This window comes from Acinetobacter sp. BZX-2 (genome assembly GCF_055179795.1).
This window is the reverse complement of the sequence record NZ_CM143686.1, coordinates 3,695,643-3,719,679: the sequence shown is the minus strand read 5'-3', so window position 1 is coordinate 3,719,679 and position 24,037 is coordinate 3,695,643. Positions and strand designations below refer to the sequence as shown.

The window sequence follows — 24,037 nt, the reverse complement described above, 5'->3', positions numbered from 1 at the left end:
ATCAACTATATTTAAAAAACTGGCTGTGAAAGAAGCATAAATCTGTTAAGTTTGTGGATACAGATACAACAAATATTAAAAAGTGGATACAGATATGGCTTTTCAATATCAAACACTTGCACAGCAAATTGCGCAAAAGATTTATTGTGGTGAATTGGTGGTTGGACAACGTTTAAGTTCATTGCGTCAATTTGCAGAACAGCAGAAGATTAGTTTGAATACTGCAAAAAGTTGTTATGAATTGCTTGAGGCGCAAGGGCTGATTTATGTCAAAGACAAATCAGGCTATTTTGTACAATCGCAACAGAAGGTTCAGCAAATCGCGGTACCGGATCACCCCGATTTTAAATCTAGACCACGTGAAGTCTCCAATTTAGAGTTACAAATCCAAATACATGAAGCTGCAATCAATAATCGATTGATTCATTTGGGTTCTATTCAATTGTCACCCAACTTAGTTCCTGTAGACGCTTTGCGCCGTTCGATACAACGTGCTTTAAAACATTGTAAACCTGAAGATTTTTTATATAGTGATCGGCAAGGTCATCCACAATTACGAGAAGCACTTTCAGCACATTGGGCTGAAGATGGTTTTTATATTGCCAAAGAAGACATTTACATCAGTAATGGTTGTATGCCTGCTTTATCTGTTGTGATTCAAAGCTTTACCCAAGTGGGCGATAGCATCATTATCCCGACACCAAACTATAACGGTCAATTGCAACTTTTGGCATTGCTCAAACGGAAAATCATTGAAATTCCCGCCAATACAGAGGGTTTTGATATTGAGCGTTTAGAACAAGTGATGCGGGATTCGGGTGCAAAGGCTTGTTTACTGACTGCAAATTTTCAGAATCCTTTGGGTTTTTGTTTAAGTAATGCGGATAAGGAAAAGATTGCACAATTGGCAGCCAAATATCAGTGTTATGTGATTGAAGATGATATCTATGCCGAATGTAGTTTTAATGCGAAACGTCCTTTACCCATTAAATACTGGGATCAAGCGGGTTATGTGATTTATTGTGGTTCTATTTCTAAATCTTTATCCACATCTTATCGGGTCGGATGGTTCTGTATTCCTCAACGACTACAGCACTTACATGCTCAATTGATGACTCAAAATGTGTCAGTGAATACACCTTTACAATTGGGTCTAGCCGATTTGATTTTTAGTCGAGCGTATAGGCAACATTTAACTGAATTACGTCCTCAGTTGATGGCACAAGTAGAACAATATCGACAGTTTATTTATCAAGCTTTTCAAGGGGTGGAGATTCGTTTGAATCACCCACAGGGCAGTTATGCATTGTGGTTACAGTTACCTCAGCAGATTGATAGTTTGGCGATGTATTATTATGCGCAACAACACAGTATTAACATTGTACCCGGCTTAATTTTTGGTGAGGATAAACGCTATAACAATTGTATTCGTTTGAATGCAGGGCATGAATTGTCAGAGGACATTCGAGAAGCGATTGTATTGCTTGGGGAATGGGTCAAAAATCAACTTCATTTTGCTGATTCTACTAAAAACGCTCTTAGGTCTGATTTGATACAAGAGCGTTTATTTGAAGCAAGTTAATTAATCCTGAGCGTCAATACTTTGACCGTTCATATCCAAGCTGTCATCACCCATCAGGTAAAGATAAGCAGGCATGATGGCTTCAGGTGTAGGTAATGTTTTTGGATCTTCATCAGGATAAGCTTTCGCACGCATTGCAGTACGTGTACCGCCCGGATTGATACAGTTAAAACGAATATTGGGATAGGTTTTTTCTTTGGCAAAGATTTGGCTGACCGCTTCTATGGCAATTTTAGATACAGAATAAGCACCCCATTCTGCACGTGCTTCACGCCCAACACCAGAACTTGCAAATACCACAGATGCATTTTCAGATTTTTGTAGCAAAGGCAGCAGTTCTTGGGTCAAGACAAAGGGTGCACGTAAATTGACCGCCATCACATCATCCCAAACATCTTCAGGATACTGTGCCAATTCAACGCGTTCACCGAGAATGCCTGCATTGTGCAGAATGCCATCCAAATGCCCAAATTGCTGCTCTAGCGTATCGTAGAGCAACTCATAGTCTCGCGGCGATGCTGTTGAAAGCTGCAGTGGAAGAATCGCAGGTTGTGGCGCACCAAGCCCTTCAATTTCATCATAAATGACTTCAAGTTTGTTCAAGGTGCGACCGTGTAAAACCACAGTTGCACCATGTAATGCATAGCTCAGCGCAGCAGCACGTCCTATACCGTCTCCCGCACCTGTAATCAGGATAATCTTACCTTTTAATAAGTCTGGGCGAGGTTGATATTCTGAATATTTCATGGGAGACCTCCTATCATTGTTATTTAGTTATTTATACAAATTGCTTATTAAATTAAGCGGTAATTCGTTTGATATCCACCAGTTTATTGATGATTTGATGTAATTCAGGCACATTATTCACAATACAATCCGCTTGCCATGCCTCTAAATTATCTTTGTGTTCTAAAGGTAAATAGCCATAGGCTGCAAGAATGGTGTACATACTGGCATTACGCCCTGCATCAATATCACGTGGATGATCACCTACATAAATAATCTGTTTTGGATCAATCTGCAAGTGACTTGCTGCAAGATACATCGGTTCAGGGTCTGGTTTTGTATGCGTAACATCTTCAGGACAAACCAGTACTGCACAACGTTCGTTTAAATTCAATGCTTGGAGTAAAGACTTACTTAGCCCACGAGGTTTATTGGTGACGATTCCCCATGGAATATTGTGATTTTCTAAATCTTCGATTAAAGGATACATGCCTTGAAATAAGTCTGTATCCACAGCAATATCTTCGCCGTATAAATCTAAGAAACGCTGACGATGAGCGAGGAAAATAGGATCATCCACAGCCAATTCGGGATAAACCAGTTTGACCATGGCACGAGCGCCTTCTGATACTTGTGTGCGAATTAAATCGGCATCCACCACCGCACGACCTTCTTCACGACACATATTTTGAATGATACGAATAAAATCCGCTGCGGTATCAATCAACGTTCCATCTAAATCAAACAGTACTGCTTGCATTACACACCTTCATTTACCGTATAGACCATATAGTTCACATCCACATTTGGAGCAAGCCAATAATGTTTGGTTAATGGGTTGTAGTGTAGGCCAGTCATATCTTTGAGTTTTAGACCTGAATTGCGAATATCATGTGCTAGCTCAGATGGTTTGATGAATTTATGATAATCGTGTGTGCCTTTTTTCAATAAGCGTAATACATATTCAGCTCCGATAATGGCAAATAAATACGATTTAGGATTACGGTTAATGGTTGAAAAAAACACATGACCATTCGGTTTAACCAATTTTTGACAAGCTTGAATGATCGAAGCTGGATCTGGAACGTGTTCGAGCATTTCCATACAGGTCACAATGTCGTATTGGCCTGCTTGTTCTTCTGCAAGTTGCTCAACAGGAACTTGACGATATTCGATATTGTGTACATTTTCTTGTTCTGCATGTAGGCGTGCAACATTAAGCGGTGCGAGACCCATATCAATACCCAAAACATCAGCACCACGACGTGCCATGCTTTCTGCCAAGATACCGCCACCACAGCCCACATCTAAAATCTTTTTGCCTGCTAAACCACCTGAATGCTCATCGATCCAGTTTAAGCGTAGCGGATTAATTTGATGTAAGGGTCTGAACTCAGAGTGTTGATCCCACCATAAAGCAGCGAGTGCCTCAAATTTTGCAATTTCTTGTGGATCAACATTAAGTTGCGACATGACAGTCACCTCTGAGTAAATTGTTTTAATCAAAAATTAATTCAAGCTATGTTAGGGTCTGCTGACATTTCATAGATTGCTTGCGTTGTAGGCTAAAATTGAGCAGACGAGGCTTGAAACGATGAGAATAGCGAGACTATTTTCAAGTTTCATAACGAAGGCTGAGATAATTTTAGCGACAACCCTTCGGGACTAAAGTATTTTTTGCCGCTACGTCGTTGCGAACTACTCATTTAGAATAACTAAATCTCGTACTTCGCGCCTAGTATCGCCTAAAAAACACGTATAGTCGCAAGCATAAATGAATTGTCAACAGACCCTAGTGTAACGTTAATTCTGAAAAAAGCGATGAATCGTGTAAAAAACTTCACAGAAGGAAAACGATTTTCCCATATTTGTTTTATAGTTAGTGCATAAGCTATACAAAACGACTTCGAGGACAATAAAGTCAATGAAAAAATTTATTCTTGGTGGCATGACTGCAATGGTTATGGCATTTTCTGCAAATACCATGGCTGCTGATTTTGTTGCAGGTAAAGACTATACCGTTGTACAGAACCCTGGAAAGGTAACTGTTCCGGGTAAAATTGAAGTACGTGAATTCTTTTGGTATGGATGCCCGCACTGCTTTAAGCTTGAACCTTATATGCAAACATGGTTGAAAAAAATTCCAAAAGATGTGAATTTTATTCGTACACCTGCGGCAATGAACCCGCTTTGGGAGCAGGGTGCACGTGCTTATTATGTATCTGAAGCGTTAGGTGTACGTAAACGTACCCATTTACCATTATTCCATGCCAATGGAAATGGTCAGCAAATCTTAGATAAAGATGCTTTTGCTAAATTCTATACACGTTATGGCGTACCTGAAGCGAAATTTAACAGCATGTATAGTTCATTCGCGATCACTGCAAAAGTAGCAGAATCAAACCAATTGGCTGCACAATATCAATTATCAGGTGTTCCAGCCGTGGTTGTGAATGGTAAATATGTTGTACAAGGTGAAGATGGTAAAGTGACTCAAGTTGTTGATTACTTGATTAATAAAGAACGTAAAGGCAAATAAGTCTTCCAGTTCAAAAAACCCGTAAATGATTGCGGGTTTTTTATTGCTTAATGTCAGTTCGGGATAAGCTCTGATGTAAGTTATTGAAAATATAGATCAGGCAAAGCGGAGTCTTACCGTTTAAAGTCAGATGTAAGGATTAACCTTCGGTTCGACCTGAGAGGTATTACCTCGCAAGGCTTTCGGGATGAGTGGCACTGCCACGCAAGGGCAAAACCATTTGTCAGTCGCCAACTCGACAGATACTATCTAGTCCCTAATATATCGCAAAAACAGTATATTACAGATCTTGCGGAATATATTCCTCATGCCTCGAACAATGCGACTGACGTTTTCGCGTATCATATAGTTGGGATATATCGAGCTCAGGTTACTTATTGAATTGATATTTTTAGATCAAGGCAATGTGGTCGCGTCTTTTTTACAATCACTGATTTATTAGGCTTCAGTTTTTTTGAATTTCCCAATTTTCAATCCCTTTAAAAATCAGACGAATTTGAGTGACTGCTTGTTTTTGCAGAACCATTTTTTGTAGTTCTAGTTCGATTCCAGAGTAGAGTCGTTGTAAGCTGATCCATGACATTGCCCAAGTAAAAGATAAATTAATCAAGATGTTGGTAATCACTTTTAGATCATTTTCATCATGAAAATTTTGTACGATTTCAAACTTTTTTAGACTATTTGCAAGGTCATCATTTAAAAAGTCAATCTCACGAGCAATGGCTCTACGTACAGCTTCAGAGCCCCCCCAACGCTCAGCGATCATAAAAATCCATTGTTGTGGGTTTTTATCTACAGCTTCAAAAAACAATTGCATGCTGGTTTTGGTTTTTGCTTCAGGATGAGCGAAGCCTTTCCCCAACTGATGTAAAACATTTTTTAGATATAAAGCAACTTGATCGACCAATTCCTTACCAAGCTCATCCATGTCTTGAAAATGTCGATAAAAAGCCGTGGGAACTAAACCAACCTCTCGTGCCACTTCACGCAAGCTAATGCTCGAAAATGAACGACCTGATGTGCTTAAAGTTAAAGCAGCATCGAGTAAAGCCTGTCGACTTTGTTGTTTACGTTCATCCCGTATCGACATTCTGGTATCCAAAGTTTTTTGTTGTGATGAGTTTATCAAAAAAATAAACAAATTAAACGACGAATGTCAGTGTACAGGTGTTGACTGAATCTAAAAAACGGTTATAGTGTACATGTGTTCACTAAAAGAACATTTGTTCACTCAATAAATAGCAAGCACAAAGAGGAACGTAATATGAGTAGCTACATGCAGTATCAAACAGCCACGAATCAACAGGGTGGATATCGACCAGAAATCATTCGAGAGGATTTTGTCGATTTTATCGCTGAAAAAATCAATCCTATTTGGGCTTGGAAAAAAGTGAAAGCAGCTGTTGTTAAGACACGTGCTTTAAGTCCTGATTTTTATCAAATTCAATTACGTCCGAATCGTAATTTTAAGCATCAACAATTTAAAGCAGGGCAAAGTATTCTTGTCACTGTAGAAATTGCAGGTGTACGCCAACAACGCAGTTATTCTGTGGTGAAATTTTTAGCCAATGGCGACATTATCATCGCAGTCAAACAGCAAGGTAAAGTATCCAACGTACTGAGCCAGTTGGCTTTTGGCAATATTGTTGAGCTTTCTCAACCGCAAGGCGATTTTGTCCTTAGCCAAGATGTTACACCAATGTTATTGATTGCTTCGGGTAGTGGAATTACGGCAATTTATTCGTTATTACTTGAAGCTTTAAAAGATTCAAGTCATTCTATTGATTTAATTTATTTTAGTCGTGATCAAGCCTTCCATACAGATTTGGAACAACTTGATCAGCAAAATGCTCAGTTTAAATATCATGCGATTAATACAACGCAAAACAAACAACATTTGACTGTGGAATTGTTAGAAGAATTGGTACCTGATTTTCAAACACGTCAAAGTTATGCATGTGGTGCGGCAGCAATGATGCAAAGCTTGAATCAGATTTTTAAAGATTTAAATATTGAACAGCAACTGAAACAAGAGTATTTCCAAATTGCAGTTGATGAAAGCTTAGAGGCTCAGCCAGTCGTATTCTTACGCTCACAACAAGCGTTTGAGGCGAAATCAAATCTTCTAGAGAGTGCTGAACAAGCAGGTTTGAAGCCTACACATGGTTGTCGTATGGGGATTTGTAATACCTGTACTTGTACGAAAGTAAGTGGCTCAACCAAAAATATGCTGACAGGTGAAATTGACCATGCTTCTAATACTCAAATTAAGTTGTGTATTAGCCAAGCGATCAGTCCTGTGACGATTAACTTGTAATTTCAAGTTCTTATTTTCATTCAAATTTAAAAATTAAAAAACTCAGAGTTTTAAGTTTAAAGCTCAGGGGAACGTATATCCAAAATTTAAGGCACAGTTCAGAAAAAATGAATTGTGCAGGAGTTAAGCAATGAATATGTCGGTGAATTTTCCAAACAGTAAGTCAAAACATTTAAGTCCAGAACAAACAGCTGAATTTGGTCGTCGTGTCGATGAAATCCGCCGTGAAGTGATGGATTGCTTGGGTGAACAAGATGCCAAGTACATCTATAAAATTCGTAATTTTGTACGTTATAGCGAAATTGTTTCACGTGGAGCGTTAATGTTTGGTGGCTGGATTCCACCTGTTTGGGTATTTGGTACAGCGTTGTTGGGCATTTCCAAAATTGTTGAAAATATGGAATTGGGTCATAACGTGATGCATGGGCAGTTTGACTGGTTGAATGATCCAAGTCTAAACGGTGCAAACTATGACTGGGATACCATGTCTACAGGTGATGATTGGAAATATACTCATAATTATATACACCATACCTATACCAATATTGTCGGTAAAGACCATGATGTCGGTTATGGTTTATTACGAGTGAGTGAATCGCAAAAGTGGGAGCCTCGTTTTTTACTGAATATTCCTATGGCAATTCAATTAATGGTGTTTTTTGAATGGTATGTTGGCGTTCAAAACTTACATTTAGAAGATGCTTTGGTTTATAAAACAAAAACTTGGAAACAAGTATGGGCAGATGCAACGAAGTTCCGAAAAAAAGCACGCCGTCAGATATTAAAAGATTATGTATTTTTTCCAGTGATTGCAGGGCCGAATGCGTTACCTGTTTTAGCAGGGAATGCAATTGCCAATGTGATCCGTAGTTTGTGGGCATCTGCGGTGATTTTTAATGGTCACTTTACTGAGGATGCTGAAACTTTTGAGGCTGATAATACTGAAAATGAAACACGTGCGGAGTGGTATCTACGTCAAATTCGTGGTTCAAGTAATTTCACAGGTACAGATTGGTTGCATATTTTAAGTGGAAATTTAAGTCATCAAATTGAGCATCATTTGTTCCCAGATATGCCCGCCAACCGCTATTCTGAAGTTGCACCTAAAATCAAAGCTTTATGTGAAGAATATGGTATCAACTACAATGAAGCAAACTTCTTGCAGCAGTTCTGGAGTGTCTGGGTACGCTTGGCGAAGTGTTCTTTACCCAATAACTGGACGTCGACGATTACGCAGTCTTTGCAAAAGGTGAAGGGGATTTTTGCTTAAAGAATGCTGAGTTGGTGGTTTTATTTGTTTAAGCAAGGTTATGAAATATAAAAATTTAAAAGCCTAATTTATGTAAATTGGGCTTTTATCAATCGCAATATATTGATTTTTAAATTTGTATGGTGAGTTTTGAATAAAAAATATATGTTAAATGGAAGGTTGATTCCAAATTTCATCCAATTTCTTTAAGTCATTATATGCTTGTTCAAACTCTATATATTTAAAAGTTAATATTGGAGCAGAAATCGGATTTTCCCAAATAACAGATGTGACAACATCATCCATATTTCCGTATGCTAATCCAAATCGAATCCATTGTATTTTAGAATCAGTAACAACTTGCTCAACCATGATAACGCTACATACGAGATCTAAATCATGAGGACAAATTAAGAGAGGTATAACAGTAGAAACTGCACCATATTCAGAGGATTTTGGTTCAAGGAGTTTCCAAGCATTGCTTAATGAATGGTTATTCTCAAAATTATACAACCACCCTTGTGCTGGAACTAAGTTGTCTATTCGATCGATAATATTTGTATTTTCATTTATCCATACATTGAGTGGAACACCATCAATAACAAGTATAGGAAATGGTTTTGAGTTCCCATTTGCTTCTTGAATGCAGGTATTGACTGGATGTTCTTTCAAAAAAATAGCTGAAATTGAATTCATATATTTATTAATTACTTTGATTGCTCAAATTTACGTGATTGGGGGAAAACTAAACACATAAAGTTTTAAATTAAGCTTGGATGTGCATCTAAAATACGAATGAGTGTTGCTGCTGGTCCCGTTGGATAGCGTCTACCTTGTTCCCAATTTTGAAGTGTACGAGGGCTAATATGCAAACGTGCAGCAAATTCAGTTTGACTCAAGCCAGTTTTTTCTCGTACTTCTTTAATATCAGGTAACTCAAGTTTTGTTACCCGACTTGCTTGAATATCTTCACGTTTAATTGCACCGGCTTCTTTAATTGAAGAAACGAGGTCATCAAATAAATTATTATCCATGAAGTTGCTCCTTCACTAATTGACGCAGAATAGCGGTCTCTTTATCTGTAAGATTGTCTTTCACTGACTTGGGATAAGCGGCTAAGAAAAAGATTTGTTGATCAACTGAAACCCAATAATAGATTACACGAATACCGCCACTTTTTCCTTTATGGCCTTGGGCACAACGTATTTTACGTATTCCACCACTATTTTTAATAACATCACCCTTATCAGGTTTTGTCAAAAGCTCTTGTTGTAACTGACGGTATTCGTCATCGGTAACAAGTGCTTTGATTTGTTTAGTAAAAATACTAGTTTCAATGAATAACATAATCTAACGATACGCCATTGGCGCATAAAAAGTATAACAATTTAATCATAAAATAGCGAGAGCCTGATAAGATATGCATTTTATATGTCTAATTTGGTTTATGAATTAAGCTTACGGCTTTTGAATTAGAACTTATGTCAATTTACAACGACAAGATCAGAAATTTTTAAAAATTTAGCCCCACAAGTCGAAGTGTCATTTGCAACGACGATACTTTTACCATTTACGGTTATAAAACCTTGATTAGAAGCAATCGCTTTGGATTGGACTTGGCATTTAGGGCAATAGTGTGTCATCCCATCGAGATGTACGGCTTTACCTTCAACGATAAAAGAAGAATCACCTAGAAGAATGATTCCACCATGATCAGTTTTACATCCGACTGTGATGAATGCTTTCATTTTTATTTTGTACTTTTAATTAATAATGTGTGTATTAAAACATAATAAACTTTAAATCTGAACTTAAAATTGTCTTAATTTATGTATCATAATAAACAATTGAAAATATTATACAAAAACGATATCAGTTGAATTTCACCATGGATCGGCTTTGTCTGAGTTTAAAATATTGATCATTTATCAATTTAAAAAACCATGCTCTTGTAACAAAACCATCTCTCTTGCATCTGTTATACTTGTGCGCAATATTTTTAAATCCCATAAGGATAAGCCATGCGTATCGACCAACGTGCATTAGATCAATTACGTGATGTTAAAATTACCCGAAACTACACACGTTATGCGGAAGGTTCTGTATTGGTTGAATTTGGTCATACAAAAGTGCTGTGTACAGCGAGTATTGACAATTCAGTACCGCGTTTCCTCAAAGGTCAGGGACAAGGTTGGGTCACGGCTGAATACGGTATGTTGCCACGTTCTACACATACCCGTAGTGACCGTGAAGCAGCACGTGGCAAACAATCTGGTCGTACACAAGAAATCCAACGTTTAATTGGTCGTAGCTTACGTGCAATGGTGGATTTGAAAAAATTAGGTGAAAACACCATTACCATTGACTGTGATGTGATTCAAGCAGATGGTGGTACACGTACAGCGGCGATTACAGGCGCAGCGGTTGCGTTAATTGATGCAATGAATGTATTGCTTGAGAAAAAGAAAATTAAACATGATCCGCTAAAAGGTTTAGTTGCTGCGATTTCGGTGGGAATCTATGCAGATGAAGTCTTACTTGATCTTTGCTATGAAGAAGATTCAAACTGTCAAACTGATATGAATGTGGTCATGACGCAAGCAGGTGAATTTATTGAAATTCAAGGGACTGCTGAAGAAAAACCATTTACACGTGCGCAATCAAATGCAATGCTTGAAATAGCTGAAAAGGGTATTCAAGAATTAGTGAAGAAACAACAAGAAGCACTTGGTTGGTAATACAAAACCAATTTAATTTGTGATCAAACGCACTCTAGGGTGCGTTTTTTATTTGGACAATAATTATTTCTCAAGCTAAATAGAAGAATGAATTAAATGCTATTGGATATTGATGTGAATTTTTCTCTAGTTTAACGGTACGTAGGTACATAGCGATACAGGAGAATTAGCAGCATAAATACAACACCAATTGCGTGATGTTGCTGATTTAAGTTTCAAGTCATGTAATGTGGTTACGAGATACAAAACTCATCAGAAGCCGTATTCCTTTTAATACAACTTCTTCAAATCATCTAAAAAGGTATCGATTAAGCTATTTGCAATTTCAAAATAAGTCTCGGTGTAAATATGCAAATCCTGATCTTCCTTTTTGCTATGATTACTTTTGTGTTAATGGCCAGTGACCCTCGCTTAGACCGACTGGATAGACAAGATACAACTGCACAAAACTCACAAAAGACTGAACATTTTCAACAAGATTTGAAAAAAGCCGATCGTGAAGAATCGGCTTGAACTGTGTTAGCTTTCAGCTTTCGCTTGCAATAACTCATAAGTAAAATTCTTCCCATTCAACACATCCATATTCATGTCTTTATATTGTTGAAGAATTTCAGCTGAGTTTAAATCACAGGATTTTTGTGGTTGTGTACCCGTTTGATGAACTGTTTTATAGCAAGAATTCACTTTATTCACAAAATTATAATAAGGTGAAAGTGGTACATGCGCTGCTTCTAAAACTTTTGGTGCAAGAAAATGTGCCGCAACAAATTGTCCTTGAAATTGCTTTTTATCAATTGGGAAGTTTGCCCAAACAGCCAAAGGTGTTTCAAAGAAACGCACATCTTTTTTCTCGGTTTTTTCTTGCTCAGACTTAAAGAAACCATATTCATCATAAACTTTTTGTAAGTTTGGTAAATGATCTCCGAAGAAAATTACAATGGTTGGGCGATCGAGTTGTTTTACATTTTCAATCAAAGCCTTAAACTTGTCATCGGCACGTTGCATACCTGTTAAATACGTATTTAATGCACGTTTACTGCTATCACTGATCCCTTTTTTATTGAGTTTAAAGTGATCTTTACCAAAACGATCATCACTGTACATTGGATGGTTTTCAACACTAATCGCATAAATAAACTGCGGCTTATCGGTATTTTTGAGCTGATTTTCAATGCTGTTGTAAATTAAATCATCCGTAGCCCAACCTGCTGCATTGATGTATTTCGCACGATCAGCCATGTTGATCATATTTTCAATTGAGGTAAAACGATTAAAACCTAAGTTGTGATAAACAGCGCTACGGTTATAAAAATATTTTCCGTTATTGTGCATCGCTGTGGTTTCGTAACCTAAACTATTTAAATACATGGGCAATGAATAGGTTGGACGTTTTAATTTAGACACATAAGCCAACTCATTATGATTTAAATAGGTGTTTAAGCTGGTCAAAACTTCAAATTCAACATTGGCTGTACCACCACCAAAACTTGGTGATAGCAATGTAGAAACCTGATTTTTATTAATCGTTGGTGTGATATTTTGTGGAATGCTTTTATCAAGTTGAGTTGCATCCCAATGTGATTCACTCATCACAAAAATAATGTTGGGTAAGGGTTGTGGTTCAACCTTTTCATTACTCGCAATCGTAGTTTGCTCTGCAACAGGATTATTATTTGTTATTGGCTGATAAAATGTAGCAACTTCTTGCTCAGGAATAACTTCAGTTTGAAAAATTTTATTATTCAAACTATCCACAGATTTTGAAAAGAAAAAGGTCGAAAAACCTAGATATTTAATGGTTAAATGATCACCGATCCAGTCGCCGCGAGTATTGGGTAAATATTGTGTATATTGGCAAATGGAGTCTTTTTTCGCATTGGCGCAGGACTCGCTAAAATTATTTTTAAAATTTGCAGTCACAAAAAAGCCAAGGATCGTGACCGATAAAAGACTATTGGTTAACCATAATGGTTTTGTACCAATTTTTTCTTTTTTATAAATAAAGGCAAAGAGCGCAATAAAAACTGCAATACTGGCAAATACTGCAATTTTTAGAAAAATGGGTGAAGCAATAAAGGTTTCTTTAAATAATAGAAAATCGCTTGGAACAAGGCTTGCTGAAAGGTATTGCTCTTTTTTGATATTGATAAAGGTGAGTAAAAAAATAATGAACTGAGTCAATAATATCGTGGCAAAAGTCTTTCTTAAAATTAAGTAAAATAAGCTGATAAAAGCATAATTCAATAGAATCGAAAAGCCATATTTAAATAAACGTGGTTTTAAATAGATGTCACGTAACTGAAAGAAACGCGTGATATCTTCTTGGTATAAGAAAAAAGCAAATACAGATAAAAAAGCGACAAGTAAAAACAGCACTTGTTGTTTCAAAGTCTTCATTGGCTTAATTTCAGAGATGATTTGGAATGGACAATAATTATAGGCTTATTATTCGGGTTTTTCTATGTATGCGTTGTTTATTTTGTAAGCATACTTGAGTAAGAATTTAAAAGTTGAAAAACATCATTTAAAAATAGGAAGTAATAAATCCCCCAAAGAATGACTTGATTCCTTGGGGATCTTTTTAATGGCTTACACGTTGTATGGCTTCATCATAAGTTGGGCTAGGTTTGTATTCATTCGCCAGTTGATAATGTTGTTTTGCCTGAGCATAGTCTTGATTATTCTCATAAATTTTACCAATATTATAATGAGAATAAGCTTTGGTGTTGTTATTGCTTGCAAGGGCAATCGCTTTTTGGTTCGCCCAAAGCGCTTCAGATGAACGATTCAATTTTTGATAAGCTACTGCAAGATTACTATAGGTTTGTCCTACATTTGGATTGTAATCAATAGATTGTTGATAAAGCATGGCCGCTTGTTCAAATGAATTAGCTTTGTACGCTTTATCTGCTTTTAAATTCAATGATTTCGCACGGTTTTGTGCATCTACTGAAACAGGAACAATATTTACCCGTGTACTTTGACTTTGATAGTTGGACACACTTGAACCAATCTGACTTGCCCCGACTGTTGTTCCAGAGATACGGTTAATATCTTGGATTTCACCCTCAGGACTGATTCGAAATACAGTCCATAAATTTCCTGTCTTGGTTGTTGGAACATAATAAGATCGAATCAGTGATTCACCTGCGTAGACCATGACCTTGGCTTGGCTATTTGACAGGCTATGGGTATTGGGTTGCGTACGATTTGAATAATCATGCACCGAATAGACGTAGTATTGTCCATCCAGTTTTTTATCAATGGTCACCGTTTCAGGACCATAGGAATCGACATCATCGACATCTAAATTGGCAGATAAACCTTGTTTATTGTCCCAATAAATATGCTGATTTTTATAGCTTAAATGTGAGTCTAAATCTAAAGGATTTTTACCCCAATTCAGTACGATACGCATACTGTCTAAGTCTTTCAATACTGGGCTGAGCGCATAGGTCATACCATCACAAGGACATTTTGCAACGAGGGTGGAATAGCCTGATTTTTTGATAATTAATAAATTATCCGCACCATCTGCACTATTCCCATCAACAGTGGTGCGGCCATTTGCATTGGTGGTATTCGATGCAGAACGTTCCCCATTTTTTTGCAGAATAACTTCTGCATTGGCAATATTTTGGTCTTTGATTGTCGCACTCAGAACATGAATATTGATGCTATCTGCATAGCTGATGCTTGGAACGAGTAGACCCAGTAGTGAAGAATATAAAAGATGTTTTGTCATTCTGTGTCTCTTCTTATCTATTGAAAATATATTGATGATTGTATAGAGATTCTTGAGCAAAATGAGTGAATTGTATAATTATTCATCGTTATGTTTTGTAATGTAAATAAAAAGCAGTGATGATTCACTGCTTAGAAATTTAAGACTACTTTTATCAATTAGGCATTAAAACGCATTGATAGATCAATTGCTTTTACATCTTTAGTGAGTACGCCCATTGAGATGTAATCGACACCTGTTTGCGCAACTTCACTTAAATTTTCAAGGGTAATATTACCTGAGGCTTCAAGTTTGCAACGACCCGCAACATGTTTAACAGCATCGATCATTTGTTGTTGGCTAAAATTATCTAGCATCACAATATCTGCTTTGGCGTCAATCGCTTGTTCAAGTTCATCCCAAGTCTCGACTTCAACTTCAACAGGTTTACCTGGTGCAATTTGATGTGCTTTGGCAATCGCTTGCACAATTCCACCTGCTGCCATGATGTGGTTTTCTTTAATTAAAAAAGCATCGAATAGACCTAAGCGATGGTTTTGCCCACCACCGACAGCAACTGCATACTTTTGCGCAATACGTAAACCCGGTAAAGTTTTACGAGTATCGAGTAGTTTGGTCGCTGTGCCTTCAAGATATTTTATGTATTCAGCAGTTTTAGTTGCCACAGCAGATAAAGTTTGTACAAAATTCAAAGCAGGGCGTTCAACTGTAAGCAAACTACGTGCAGAACCAGCGAGTTTATAAATGGTTTCATTGGCTTTGACTAAGTCACCATCATTTTTTAACCATGTAATTTGTACAGATGGATCATAGGCTTGGATCAGTGCATTGACCCATGGCTGACCAGCAAGGATCATGTCTTCACGGGTAATAATCGTTGCTGTAGCTTGCTCATCTTCGGGTGTAAGTAGGGCGGTAATATCTCCCTCACCGATATCTTCTTGCAGTGCTTGTTGGATATTCATTTGAATCGATTGTTCAAGCAATGCTTTTGAAATACTCATGGAAAATCCCTTTCGGTTCATCCTAAAATTTGTGCGATATATTAGCATTGTCACTGCAAGTTTGAAGAAGTTTTTATTTTATACAGATCGGAGTAAACTAAAATATCAACGCTATTGAATGAAAATATTCACATTAACATTGAATAGATGCATCGAAAATAGAATTGTCTTTTAGGAATAACACATGCAATCAGCAGCACTATTTCAGGTTGAAAATGGACAACTTATTGGCGCAAAACAAGTTCCATCTCCAAATTTTAATCAACGACCTGAGAATACTGAAATACAACTGATTGTCATTCATAATATTAGTTTACCTCCTTCTCAGTTTGGTGGTGGTTATATTGAACAATTTTTTCAGAATCAATTGGATTGGTCATTACATCCCTATTTTCAAACCATTCAAGGGATGCAGGTTTCTGCGCATTTATTGATTTTAAGAACAGGTGAAGTCTTACAATTCGTCAATTTTAAAGACCGTGCTTGGCATGCAGGGCGTTCAAGTTATTTGAGTAAAGTTGAATGTAATGACTATTCGATAGGGATTGAACTGGAAGGCAGTGATGATACTGATTTTGAAGACATTCAATATCAAACATTGGTTGATGTGGTCGCAAGTTTGCAAAAAGCTTATCCCAAAACAGATCAGCACTTAGCAGGGCATTCTGATATTGCACCAGGGCGTAAAACCGATCCTGGACCACATTTTCAATGGCAATATTTTAGAGAATCGCTTGCTCAGAAAAAATCCAAAGCAAAATAAACATTTGTTTATGATTTAACAACCCAATTTTAAGAATATTTAATTACAATAGCGATTTTATTTTAACTAGGTGAATACGATGGCGCTGTGGCGATCCACCTTTATTGTTAGTGCAATGACCATGTTGTCACGAGTCTTAGGATTAGTCCGAGACATGGTTTTGCTTAATGTGTTTGGTGCAGGTAAGGATTTTGACACATTTGTTGTCGCATTTCGTATTCCTAACTTTTTTAGACGTTTATTTGCTGAAGGGGCTTTTTCTCAGGCCTTTATTCCAGTTTTAACAGAATATAAAACCACCAAGTTACATGCTGAAGTGCAAATTCTAATTAGCCGAGTTTTTGGCTGTTTGTTAATGGTGATGTCTTTGCTGACCTTAGTTTGCATGATCATTGCACCTGTGATTTTGTATGTATATGCACCTGGTTTCCATAATGATCCCGCTAAATTTGATCTAGCAGTAGATATGTTTCGGTTAACGATTCCTTATCTGATGTTTATGTCATTAACGGCATTTGCCAGCAGTATTTTAAACAGTTATGGGTCATTTGCTTCACCTGCCTTTTCACCCGTTCTGTTAAATATTGCCATGATCGTCGGCGCATGGTGTTTTGCTTCAAATCTTGAACAACCGATTATGGTCTTGGGTTGGGCGGTTATTGTGGCAGGGGTTTTACAACTTGCGATTCAGATTCCAGAATTGTGGAAGAGAAAATTACTGATTCCACCTAAAGTAGATTTTAAGCATGAAGGCGTTGATCGTATTCTGAAACTGATGTTACCTGCACTTTTTGGTGTATCGGTGACTCAGATTAATTTATTGCTAAATACGATTTGGGCATCATTCATGCAAGATGGCTCTGTATCATGGTTATACAGTGCGGAACGTATGACGGAGCTACCTTTAGGATTGATTGGTGTAGCAATTGGTACGGTCATTTTGCCATCATTATCGATGAGTAAGGCTGAGCAAGATCAGGCTAAATTTAGAAAAATGTTGGATTGGGCTGCACGTGTAATTGTATTGGTCGGCGTTCCTGCAAGTATTGCATTGTTCATGTTGTCTACGCCGATTATCGAAGCGCTTTTTCAGCATGGTGCATTTGATGCTCGAGACACGGAAATGACAGCACTGGCACTACAATGTATGAGTGGTGGCGTGCTTGCATTTATGTTGATTAAAGTTTTTGCACCAGGATTTTATGCAATTCAAGATACAAAAACACCTGTACGTGTGGGTTTAATGGCCGTTGCAGCTAACGCTATTCTCAATGTGGTTTTTCTGGGTTTGTTTAAACTGATTGATTGGCAGGCTCAGCATATGGCATTGGCGATTGCATCGTCAGGTTCAGCATTGGTCAATGCGGGGATGCTTTATTTCTATTTGCATAAGCGTGATATTTTCAAGTTTGGCGCACATTGGAAGAAATTATTTATTCAATTCGCAATTGCGAATTTGGCGATGGTTGCGGCACTTTGGTATGCCATGACTTGGTATGATGGTGCACTTTCACAATGGATTCGTATTCTTGAAGTGATTGGATTGTGCATTGTTGGTATTGTTGCTTATGCGATTGCGCTATTCGCTTCAGGATTTAGATCAAGACAGTTAAAGCATTAATAAATCAAGATATTTATATTTTAGAATGAATAAAAACATCGCCATTGGGCGATGTTTTTATTTGCAAGGTATTCGCGTTACGGTAGCACTTTTAACAGTTCAACATCAAAAATTAATGTGCTGTTTGGTGCAATAGCATCACCAGCACCAATTTCACCATAAGCCAATTTTGCAGGGATAAAGAAGCGATATTTGGCACCTTCTTTCATCAGCTGCAAACCTTCAGTCCAACCTTGTATCACTTGGCTAAGTTGAAATTCAATAGGTTCATTACGTGCAATTGAGCTATCAAAAACCGTACCATCCAGTAATCGCCCTTCATAATTTACCGATACTTTGGATTTTACGGTCGGTGATCGGCCTGTACCTTGTTGCAGAACCATGTATTGCAAACCGCTCGGGCGAGTGATTACACCTGATTTTTTGGCATTTTCAATAAGGAAAGCTTCGCCTTTTTGAGCATTTTCATCTGCTGATTTTTTAAATTCTAGCATTTGTTTGGCTTCGCTCTTTTGCTTATATTGCGCTAAAGCTTTTGCCATTTCTTCATCAGTCAGTGTGGCTTTTTGCCCAGAAAAACCTTCTTTAATGCCTTGGATAAAAGCATCTAGATTGATGTCTTTTAAGGTTTCAGCATTGGTTCGTCCCATGACATAACCATAGCTATATCCAAGCTGATTTTGTTGTGAGCTTTTATTGTTAATTGGTGCTGCAAAGCTTGTCGTACCGATAAGAGCAATACAGAGGGTAATGAGGCTTTTTTTCATAATTCATATCCAAAAAAGGAGAGCATAGCTCTCCTTTTTTAACAATTATTTCACTTTAATAAGTTCAACATCGAAAATTAATGTGCTATTTGGTGGAATTGTTCCAGGAACACCTTGCTCACCGTAGGCTAGTTTTGCAGGAATATATAAAGTGGCTTTGCCACCTTCTTTAATCAACTGCAAGCCTTCTGTCCAGCCTGGAATCACTTGATTTAAAGGGAATTCCACTGGCTGACCACGATCATAAGAGCTATCAAACACTTTGCCATCAAGTAATTGCCCTTTGTAATGGACAGTGACTTGTGAATTAGCAGTTGGCTGTTTGCCTGTGCCTTCTTTGGTCATTTTATATTGAAGACCTGATGCAGTTGTTATAACACCAGATTTCTTTGCATTTTCAGTCAAGAAAGAATCATTTGAAGAAGCAGTTTCTTTGGCTTGTTGTAAGTGCTTAGTTTGCATTTCTTTTTGGAATTCAACATAAGCTGCTTGTAATTCTTCATCTGTATAAATACGTTCTTTTTTCGCATGACCATCACGAACACCTTTGATGAATGTATTTACATCGACTTCAGGAGGTGTCTGACTCGCAACTTCATAACCGAGAGCATAGCTGATTTTTTCTACAGGTTTTGCATCTTTTGACATTGAACTACTGTTTACATCAGCTGGATGTTGAGATGCATAATAAACAGGTACAAGCGCAGCACCACCTAAAATTACAGCAACTGCGATGGGTAAGGCTTTACTCATAAAAATTCCCAAATTTTAATCTTTTAAGAGGCTAATTTGACCATTAGCATAAACTGAACAAGCATATAACGTCTTCATCATAAACGATATAGTAATCTGATGATGACAACTAAAAATATACAGAGATGTAGGCATAAAAAAGCCAGATTAGAATCTGGCTTTTCATTAAAAATTAATCATCTTTGGATGAGGTATATGCATAGGCATAGTTATAACCGTAGCTACCGCCAGCTGTTGCTTGAATATCATTCAGGATAATACCGCTCACTTTAGTACCAGCTTGCTCAAAACGACTGACAGTCAGCTCTAACTCTTTCATTTGCGTTTTCGCATAACGCGCAACAACAAGATTTACACCGACAAATTGAGAAATAATGATCCCATCTGTCACTGCTAAAATTGGTGGTGTATCAATGATAATGTGATCATATTGCTGAGAAAGTTGTTCAAGTAATTCGCTGAAACGTTGCGAACTGAGCATTTCAGAGGCATTACCTTGATTTTTACCACGAGCAAAGAAGTCTAAGTTTGCAACAGTCTCTGATTTGACAATACATTGTTCTAAACTATTTTGATTGGTTAAGTATTCGGTTAAACCTGGTGAAGCTTCTCGATCAAAATACTTATGTAGATAACCACGTCTTAAGTCAGCATCAATCAATAATACTTTTTTATTACTTTGCGCAAAAATTGCAGCAAGGTTGGTCGAAATAAACGATTTACCGATCTCAGGTGCAGGACCTGAAACTGCAATAATATTATTCTTCGCATTCGCAAGGGCAAAGTGAATCGTGGTACGAATACTACGTAAACTTTCAATTGCAATGTCTTCACTGTTCTTAACAGCAAGAATAGGAATTGATTTTTTCTTTTTCAGTAATTGAACACGGCTTTCTTGAATCGGTGAACGAGGTACCGTTGCATAAACAGGTAAATCCAGTTCATTTTCAATGCGGCTCGAATCTTTGATTCCTGAAGCAAGCATATTACGAAGCAACGCAATTAGTACACCAATAAAACCACCGACAAAAATTGAAAGAATTAATACAATCAATTTTCTCGGTTTAATTGGTTTTACAGGTTCTACTGCTGTATCAATAATGCGTACGTTACCAATTTCACCAGCTTTGACAATTTTGAGTTGTTGGTAGCTATTTAAGAGTGAAGTATAAAGCTCAGTATTCACTTTAACATCACGATACAGTTGTAAATATAAACGTTGCGTTTCAGGTAGACGTTTAATCGCCTGATTGAGTTCTGTTGATTTTTTATCAATCGCAGCAAGTTGTGCATTGATTTCAGTCATTAACGGATGATCAGGCGTATATTTTGCAGAGTATTCAGCTTGTTTTTGCTTTAACTCAATTCGCATTTTTTCCAATTCAACATTTTGCTTTAACATGAGCTCAGATTCTTGAGTCACATCAACCGTATTGTACTGTTCACGGAATTTATTAAATTTAATTTCAGATTCTTCCAATTGCTTCTTCAAATCAGGCAATTGTTGATCGAGGAAATTTAATGTCTGTTTAGATTCTAAAGTCTTACGTTCAATATTTTGTGCGTGATAGACAGCTAAAATATGATTAAGAACCTGAGTAATATGTTCTTTATCTGTACCGCTATAATTTAAACCGATTACACCTGTCATTTTACCTTTCTCTGCAACAGCATAAGTTTCTTGAAGCGCTTTCATTGCAGAAGGGAGGGATAGTTTGCTGATGGTGAAATCTTGTTGGAACAGGCTGCTGCTTTCAATATTTACAGACCAAAGACCTTTATTATCTTGACTTTGGTTAAGCTGATTTAAGCGACCTTTAAAAACCACTTGGTCTTTATAACTTAGACTAAATTGGTTTTTATCTAAAAAGTTTAGAACTAAATCTTTGTCATAGTAATATGCTGGAATTTCAAACTTTTTAATTGAAAATTCAGCATTTTTTTTCTGAAAACTTACACTATTATTGGTGTATTGAATTTTTATTTTGTCTTGCGAAATTAAACGATGAAATAAATTATCTTGATTATCTTTAATTTGAATATTTAAGTTTAAATTCTTAATCACTTCACCAAGCACGAGTCTTGAATTTAAAATTTCAATTTCGGCATCTGCTGGAGATTTTGCCCCTAAGCCACCAGAAATATCTTTTAACTCACCCATTAAGGCCGCAGAGGCTGCACTTTTCCCATCTTCAACTTGTACCATGGCATCAGTTGAATAGACTGGAGAAGTAATACGTAAATATAATAAAGCACAGATTAAACTTAAGATGATACACAGAGCAATCACTTTCCATTGTGCAATTAAAGAGAAAAATAACTCTTTTAGATCAATAGTATCATCATTAGTTTTTGAATTTTGGTTCATAAGTTAACAACTAATTAAAATTTAAAGATGTGATTGCCAGTCAGCAACATAAGTTTGGATATTTTTACATGTTTCATCAAAAAAAGCTTGATCATGTTTATACGGATCTGGGACATTTAAGTTTTGCCAATGCCCTAACATAAACACTTTACCTTTAGCAAAAGGCCATTTTTGTTCAATATGCTGTGATTGATTTTTACTCATCACTAAAATCAGATCGGCTTTTTTAATCAATTCAGCATTGATTTGACGTGCAATATGGCTACGCATGTCGATATTTAAAGTATCCATACATGCAATGGCTTTATCATCTGCTGAATGGCCCACCATTGCAGAAAGTCCAGCAGATTCAATGCTTAAATGAGGAAACTGATTCTTGAGGAAAAACTCTGCCATTGGGCTACGACAGATATTTCCTACACAAACAACCAATATATTCTTGATCTGCATGTTATTTACCTAGCTGATCAAATGAATAGAGTGCGCTTGAGAAAGGAACAATCTGATTCATGATACGTTGCCAGCGGGTTAAGCCAGTCGAATCTATATAAACAATGTCATTCTTTTTCATTGCAAACTGATTAGCGAGCGCTAAGTTACCTAAACTACTTAAATTTAAATGATAAATGGTTGATTGCTTGGTATTTAAATCAGTACGCATCACATAAATGCGAGCAGCACTTGCTGAATATGGATTAATCCCTTCACTTTCACCCAGTACATCACTGAGTGTCATACCTTGATCACGTAGAGCAAGTGCTTGGCTTTTATTTGATTCACCCATGACATAAAGTTTTTGATCTTGTTTGGTATTCACATAAATCGTGTCATTCGGTTGGATGAGTAGGTTATGTAAAGATAGACCTTGTTTTTCGAGTTGAATCGTATTCAGATGAAATGTTTGCCCATTTCGGATCAGTTGAATATTGGTTGTATCCCCTGTTTTTGTATCAATACCACCTGCTTGACCTAGGGCTGTATAAATACTAATCGGTTGGTCATTTAAAGTATACTGCCCACTACGTAGGACTTGTCCATTCACAAAATAGCGACGACCTTCATAAGACAGAACACGAACCACAACGTCAGGATGTTTTAAGTATTTTGCAAATTGGTTATGCAAAAAGCGATTGGTTTCAGCCAGTGTTTTGCCCGCAATACGGACTGAACCAACCAATGGCAGTTGTACATTACCGTTTGGGTCAATCGGATATCCAATCGCCTTAACATTATTTACATCTTGAATAGGCGGTGTAATTTCAGGATAAGCCCAAAGCTGGATTGAAAGGATATCTCCTGAGCTTAAACGATAAATATTTTGCTGATGGCGAAATAGTGAAACGACGCTATTCGAATTTTCTTGGTTTGTGAAATTTAGATTTGGAATATTGTTTTGATTCAATTGAACGACAGAAAGCTCTGCACCTTGATCCGTTTTATATTGACCTTGCTCAGGTAAATCATAAGTTTGAAGTCCAGAGGTGATTGCACAACCAGAAAATGAAACAGAAATTGCTAAAATCGTAAAAAGTGATGTGCCTGAATACTTCACATTCAAAACCCTTATTTTATATTGCGTTGCTACTTAGAATTCAATCTTGAAGCTGAATTGTATGCTAAAAAACTGCAGTTGGGTATCTTATTGTTTAGATAGTATTGTATGAAAATCGAAAAAGTAAGTTATTCATTTATATTTTTAATTGCTTTGTAAAACAGAAACAATAAGATCAAAACCAAGCATTCATACTGTATATACATAACATTACTAAGATAAACGATTGTTATAGGTAAAAATCGGTTTATCATATGAATTGTTATATATTCTGAGTATAATGCCTCAGAAGTTAAATTAGAAAGCGTCTCTT

Annotated in this window: 23 protein-coding genes and 1 pseudogene; 8 read left to right on the top strand and 16 right to left on the bottom strand. The window is 36.9% G+C overall.

All coding sequences use genetic code 11. From position 1 onward, the window contains the following. Positions 1 to 94 precede the first annotated feature (94 nt). Complete coding sequence (locus ACY45D_RS17430) at positions 95 to 1,582, top strand: aminotransferase-like domain-containing protein (RefSeq protein ID WP_463107833.1); 1,488 nt, start codon at positions 95 to 97, stop codon at positions 1,580 to 1,582. Here ACY45D_RS17430 and ACY45D_RS17425 read toward each other — a convergent pair whose 3' ends face one another. Genes ACY45D_RS17425 through ubiG form a run of 3 tightly spaced genes read right to left on the bottom strand, consistent with a single transcriptional unit; the run spans position 1,583 to position 3,781 of the window. Beyond that, positions 1,583 to 2,329 carry a YciK family oxidoreductase gene (locus ACY45D_RS17425; protein WP_463107832.1) on the bottom strand — a complete coding sequence of 249 codons (747 nt, stop codon included), beginning with the start codon at positions 2,327 to 2,329 and terminating at the stop codon, positions 1,583 to 1,585. A gap of 52 nt (positions 2,330 to 2,381) precedes the next feature. Next, on the bottom strand, positions 2,382 to 3,068 hold the full coding sequence (locus ACY45D_RS17420; protein ID WP_463107831.1) for an HAD family hydrolase: 687 nt from the start codon (positions 3,066 to 3,068) through the stop codon (positions 2,382 to 2,384). After that, on the bottom strand, positions 3,068 to 3,781 hold the full coding sequence (ubiG, locus tag ACY45D_RS17415; protein WP_463107830.1) for a bifunctional 2-polyprenyl-6-hydroxyphenol methylase/3-demethylubiquinol 3-O-methyltransferase UbiG: 714 nt from the start codon (positions 3,779 to 3,781) through the stop codon (positions 3,068 to 3,070). Before ubiG ends, ACY45D_RS17420 begins: the two co-directional genes overlap by 1 nt. Before the next feature lie 451 nt (positions 3,782 to 4,232). On the opposite strand from ubiG, the gene ACY45D_RS17410 reads away from it, so the two are divergent. Next, positions 4,233 to 4,847, top strand: coding sequence for a thiol:disulfide interchange protein DsbA/DsbL (locus tag ACY45D_RS17410; protein WP_463107829.1), 615 nt, complete (start codon positions 4,233 to 4,235; stop codon positions 4,845 to 4,847). A gap of 445 nt (positions 4,848 to 5,292) precedes the next feature. Here ACY45D_RS17410 and ACY45D_RS17405 read toward each other — a convergent pair whose 3' ends face one another. Continuing rightward, positions 5,293 to 5,937, bottom strand: coding sequence for a TetR family transcriptional regulator (locus ACY45D_RS17405; RefSeq protein ID WP_463107828.1), 645 nt, complete (start codon positions 5,935 to 5,937; stop codon positions 5,293 to 5,295). Positions 5,938 to 6,111: 174 nt separating this feature from the next. Here ACY45D_RS17405 and ACY45D_RS17400 point away from each other — a divergent pair, with 174 nt between their 5' ends. Both ACY45D_RS17400 and ACY45D_RS17395 read left to right on the top strand, forming a co-directional pair. Further along, on the top strand, positions 6,112 to 7,164 hold the full coding sequence (locus tag ACY45D_RS17400; protein ID WP_463107827.1) for a ferredoxin reductase: 1,053 nt from the start codon (positions 6,112 to 6,114) through the stop codon (positions 7,162 to 7,164). 130 nt (positions 7,165 to 7,294) lie between these two features. After that, positions 7,295 to 8,434, top strand: coding sequence for a fatty acid desaturase family protein (locus tag ACY45D_RS17395; RefSeq protein ID WP_463107826.1), 1,140 nt, complete (start codon positions 7,295 to 7,297; stop codon positions 8,432 to 8,434). A 147-nt stretch (positions 8,435 to 8,581) separates the two neighbouring features. On the opposite strand, the gene ACY45D_RS17390 is transcribed toward ACY45D_RS17395, so the two are convergent. The 4 genes and pseudogenes from ACY45D_RS17390 to ACY45D_RS17375 all read right to left on the bottom strand — a co-directional run. Beyond that, on the bottom strand, positions 8,582 to 9,109 hold the full coding sequence (locus tag ACY45D_RS17390; RefSeq protein ID WP_463107825.1) for a hypothetical protein: 528 nt from the start codon (positions 9,107 to 9,109) through the stop codon (positions 8,582 to 8,584). 65 nt (positions 9,110 to 9,174) lie between these two features. After that, a complete protein-coding gene (gene nadS / locus ACY45D_RS17385; RefSeq protein WP_463107824.1) occupies positions 9,175 to 9,447 on the bottom strand; it encodes a NadS family protein in 273 nt (90 codons plus the stop codon). Then, positions 9,440 to 9,760: a type II toxin-antitoxin system RelE/ParE family toxin gene (locus ACY45D_RS17380; RefSeq protein ID WP_463107823.1), complete on the bottom strand. Its 321-nt coding sequence runs from the start codon at positions 9,758 to 9,760 to the stop codon at positions 9,440 to 9,442. Before ACY45D_RS17380 ends, nadS begins: the two co-directional genes overlap by 8 nt. Before the next feature lie 140 nt (positions 9,761 to 9,900). Then, positions 9,901 to 10,161 (bottom strand): annotated as a pseudogene (locus tag ACY45D_RS17375) (PAAR domain-containing protein); the annotation flags it as partial. Positions 10,162 to 10,434: 273 nt separating this feature from the next. Between ACY45D_RS17375 and rph the strand changes: the two are divergent. Further along, positions 10,435 to 11,151 (top strand): ribonuclease PH, encoded by a 717-nt coding sequence (rph, locus tag ACY45D_RS17370; protein ID WP_089604216.1) that lies wholly within the window; start codon positions 10,435 to 10,437, stop codon positions 11,149 to 11,151. Between the two features lie 348 nt (positions 11,152 to 11,499). Then, positions 11,500 to 11,664 (top strand): ABZJ_00068 family colistin stress protein, encoded by a 165-nt coding sequence (locus ACY45D_RS17365; protein ID WP_171407825.1) that lies wholly within the window; start codon positions 11,500 to 11,502, stop codon positions 11,662 to 11,664. 6 nt (positions 11,665 to 11,670) lie between these two features. On the opposite strand, the gene ACY45D_RS17360 is transcribed toward ACY45D_RS17365, so the two are convergent. The 3 genes from ACY45D_RS17360 to nadC all read right to left on the bottom strand — a co-directional run bounded on the left by ACY45D_RS17360 (position 11,671) and on the right by nadC (position 15,900). After that, positions 11,671 to 13,548, bottom strand: a complete 1,878-nt coding sequence (locus ACY45D_RS17360) for an LTA synthase family protein (protein ID WP_463107822.1) — start codon at positions 13,546 to 13,548, stop codon at positions 11,671 to 11,673. A gap of 184 nt (positions 13,549 to 13,732) precedes the next feature. Then, on the bottom strand, positions 13,733 to 14,896 hold the full coding sequence (locus ACY45D_RS17355; protein WP_463107821.1) for a tetratricopeptide repeat protein: 1,164 nt from the start codon (positions 14,894 to 14,896) through the stop codon (positions 13,733 to 13,735). Positions 14,897 to 15,054: 158 nt separating this feature from the next. Further along, positions 15,055 to 15,900 carry a carboxylating nicotinate-nucleotide diphosphorylase gene (gene nadC / locus ACY45D_RS17350; protein WP_463107820.1) on the bottom strand — a complete coding sequence of 282 codons (846 nt, stop codon included), beginning with the start codon at positions 15,898 to 15,900 and terminating at the stop codon, positions 15,055 to 15,057. Between the two features lie 184 nt (positions 15,901 to 16,084). Here nadC and ampD point away from each other — a divergent pair, with 184 nt between their 5' ends. Next, positions 16,085 to 16,663 carry a 1,6-anhydro-N-acetylmuramyl-L-alanine amidase AmpD gene (gene ampD, locus ACY45D_RS17345; protein WP_463107819.1) on the top strand — a complete coding sequence of 193 codons (579 nt, stop codon included), beginning with the start codon at positions 16,085 to 16,087 and terminating at the stop codon, positions 16,661 to 16,663. Between the two features lie 70 nt (positions 16,664 to 16,733). Next, positions 16,734 to 18,284 carry a murein biosynthesis integral membrane protein MurJ gene (gene murJ, locus ACY45D_RS17340; protein ID WP_463107818.1) on the top strand — a complete coding sequence of 517 codons (1,551 nt, stop codon included), beginning with the start codon at positions 16,734 to 16,736 and terminating at the stop codon, positions 18,282 to 18,284. A gap of 77 nt (positions 18,285 to 18,361) precedes the next feature. Here murJ and ACY45D_RS17335 read toward each other — a convergent pair whose 3' ends face one another. From ACY45D_RS17335 to ACY45D_RS17315, 5 genes are all read right to left on the bottom strand, one after another. Then, positions 18,362 to 19,051: an FKBP-type peptidyl-prolyl cis-trans isomerase gene (locus tag ACY45D_RS17335; protein WP_463107817.1), complete on the bottom strand. Its 690-nt coding sequence runs from the start codon at positions 19,049 to 19,051 to the stop codon at positions 18,362 to 18,364. A gap of 45 nt (positions 19,052 to 19,096) precedes the next feature. Beyond that, positions 19,097 to 19,804 (bottom strand): FKBP-type peptidyl-prolyl cis-trans isomerase, encoded by a 708-nt coding sequence (locus ACY45D_RS17330; protein ID WP_463107816.1) that lies wholly within the window; start codon positions 19,802 to 19,804, stop codon positions 19,097 to 19,099. 172 nt (positions 19,805 to 19,976) lie between these two features. Further along, entirely contained in the window at positions 19,977 to 22,172 is a 2,196-nt protein-coding gene (locus ACY45D_RS17325; protein ID WP_463107815.1) for a polysaccharide biosynthesis tyrosine autokinase, read from the bottom strand. Between the two features lie 21 nt (positions 22,173 to 22,193). Next, positions 22,194 to 22,622, bottom strand: coding sequence for a low molecular weight protein-tyrosine-phosphatase (locus ACY45D_RS17320; protein WP_463107814.1), 429 nt, complete (start codon positions 22,620 to 22,622; stop codon positions 22,194 to 22,196). Between the two features lies 1 nt (position 22,623). Further along, positions 22,624 to 23,724 carry a polysaccharide biosynthesis/export family protein gene (locus tag ACY45D_RS17315; RefSeq protein WP_463107813.1) on the bottom strand — a complete coding sequence of 367 codons (1,101 nt, stop codon included), beginning with the start codon at positions 23,722 to 23,724 and terminating at the stop codon, positions 22,624 to 22,626. Positions 23,725 to 24,037 lie beyond the last annotated feature (313 nt).